Annotated in this window: 2 protein-coding genes; one reads left to right on the plus strand and one right to left on the minus strand. The window is 74.2% G+C overall.

What is annotated here, in order from left to right:
- Positions 1-1,442: carboxypeptidase-like regulatory domain-containing protein (locus RI554_11335; GenBank protein MDR9392607.1), on the plus strand; the 1,442-nt coding region annotated here is incomplete at its 5' end.
- 3 nt (positions 1,443-1,445) lie between these two features.
- Here RI554_11335 and RI554_11340 read toward each other — a convergent pair.
- The coding region (locus RI554_11340; protein ID MDR9392608.1) for a hypothetical protein at positions 1,446-2,257 on the minus strand (812 nt) is incomplete at its 5' end.

The following is a 2,257-nucleotide window of genomic DNA, read 5'->3' on the forward strand; positions in this document are numbered from 1 at the left end:
CGCGCGTCCGACGGCAGACGTACCGCTACCGCCCCCCCGCCCGCGACCACGAGGCACGGTGGGGGGCGGGGCGCCTGTCGGGGGGCGTCAGCTACGAGCACACCGTCCGCGTGCGGGCCGACGTCCCCCTGTCCGTCAAGGAGTCGTGGGACGCCGACCTCGACCTCCGTGCGGAGGGATGGGACCTGCGCACGAGCGTCCGACGGGCGACCGCCCTCCCCCTCGAGGCCACGCAGGCGGTGCGCCACGTCGATGGATGGGCCGCGACGCTCCGGCTGCCGCGCGCGTGGGGGGACGTAGACGTGCGCACGTCACGGGACCGAACCGTGGTCGCCGGCGTCGTGCGAGACCGTGAGGCCGAACTGAGCACGACGCTCCGGAACGTCGAGATCGACGCGCTCGACGTGGCCCTGTCGGCGCGCTACCGCACCGGTCTCCCCGTCGACGCGTGCCGTCCGGACTGCGACCCCGATCGCCAGCTCCGCGTCGGTGGGTCGGTTCGAGCGTTCGGGGGGACGGCGCGCTTCGACGTCGAACCGTGGCGCGACGGGGGGGCGTCGCTGGACGTCGGCTACGGATACGCGACCACGGTGCGACCGTTCGGATGGGTCCCCGTCGAGGTGTCCGTCGCGGGTGGCGACCGGTGGCTTGATACCGTCTCCGCCGACGTGCGCGGAACCCTGGACTCGAGGTTCGGACGGCTCGATCTGTCGGGCGGCGTGCGGCACGAACGGGACGGGGCGGTCTCGACAACGTTCACGGCGCGCGCGGGATGGTCCTACCGGACCGACGTGCCCGTCTCGTACCGCTCCGATCTCGGGCGGCTCGAGGGGCGCATCCTGGGGCCCGACGGCGCTCCACTGCCGAACGTCGTGGTGCGGGTCGACGAACGCGAGCTCGTCACCGACGAGGACGGAACCTTCGGTAGCGACGTCCTGCCGGTCGGGCCCGCGACCGTGTTCGTCGACACCACCCGCATCCCGTCGGGCATGTTGGTCGCCCCGAACCCCGTCCAGGACGTCGTGCTGGCGTCGGGCGAACCGGTTGAGCTGGCCTTCCAACTCGTCGAAGCGACCGGCGTCCGCGGGCGCCTCGTGTACGACGAGCCTCCGACCGACGTGGGCGAGGACGTCGTGTTCGGGACCGGCCAGCGTGACCTCGATCCGCAGGTGGTCGGCGGACGGACGATCATCGTACGCAACGACGCTCGCTCGTACCGGACGACCAGCGAGCCCGACGGCACCTTCGAACTGGACCGCATGTACCCGGGGACGTACCGGGTGGAAGTCGTCGACGACGCCGACTTAGAGTTCTTCCGCGTCGAACCGGAGACGCTCACCGTCGAGGTGCATGGGACCGAACCGACGCCCGTCGAAGCGCGCATCGTGCCGGAGCGCCGGACCGTGGAGATCGAGGAGCGCCCGGGCCTGTCGTTCCCCTGAGCCTCAGCCGAGGGCGTCGGGCCGGGGGAGGTACGTCGCGACGAGGTGGCCGACCCGCTTCGCCAGGTGCGGCCGCTCGTGCCCGATCAACGCCTCCCGCAGCGCCTCGAGCGTGGAGCGGAGCACCCCGAGGCCGTGCGGGGTGCCGTACCGCGCGAGGGTGGCGTCCAGCTTCGCGATCGCGTCGGTGAGCTGCGCGACGTCGCCGCGCGCGAGGCACGCCTGCGCGTGCCCGACGTGGGCGCTGGCCTCCCCGATCGCGTCGCCCGCGGCGTGGAAGGCGGTCGCCGAGCGGGCGTACGCGGCGCAGGCGCCCTCCATGTCGCGGAGCTCCGCCTTCAGGTGCCCGCGGTTCGTTTCGCACGCCGCAACGAGCCAGGGGTCGCGCACGCCGTGCGCCAAGCTCGCCGCCTCGTCGAGGTCGTCGAGGGCGGCGTCGGGTGCGCCTCGCGCGCCGTCGGCGGCGGCGAGGTTCATCAGGGCCCGCGCGACCTTCGCGTCGTCGCCCTCCGCGCGTCGTGCGGCGAGGGCGTCGGCGAAGGCGTGCCGGGCGTCCCCAGGACGCCCGGCGTCCATCGCCAACCCCCCGAGGGCGGTGGCCACGTCCGCGCGTGCGTCGGCGGGCAGGGCGTGGGCGTGGGCGTCCGCGGTGGCGCGGAGGAACCGTTCGGCGAACGGGCCCTGGCCGAGGCGTTCGTAGACCCGCCACGTCCGCGCCCCCAGGCGGAGGGCGTCGAGGGGGGCGTCCGCGATGCGGTCGCGCAGCAGGGCGTTCGCGTCGTCGATCCACGCGACGGCGTCGGCGAGGGCGTCCG

This window comes from Trueperaceae bacterium (assembly GCA_031581195.1).
GTDB lineage: Bacteria > Deinococcota > Deinococci > Deinococcales > Trueperaceae > SLSQ01.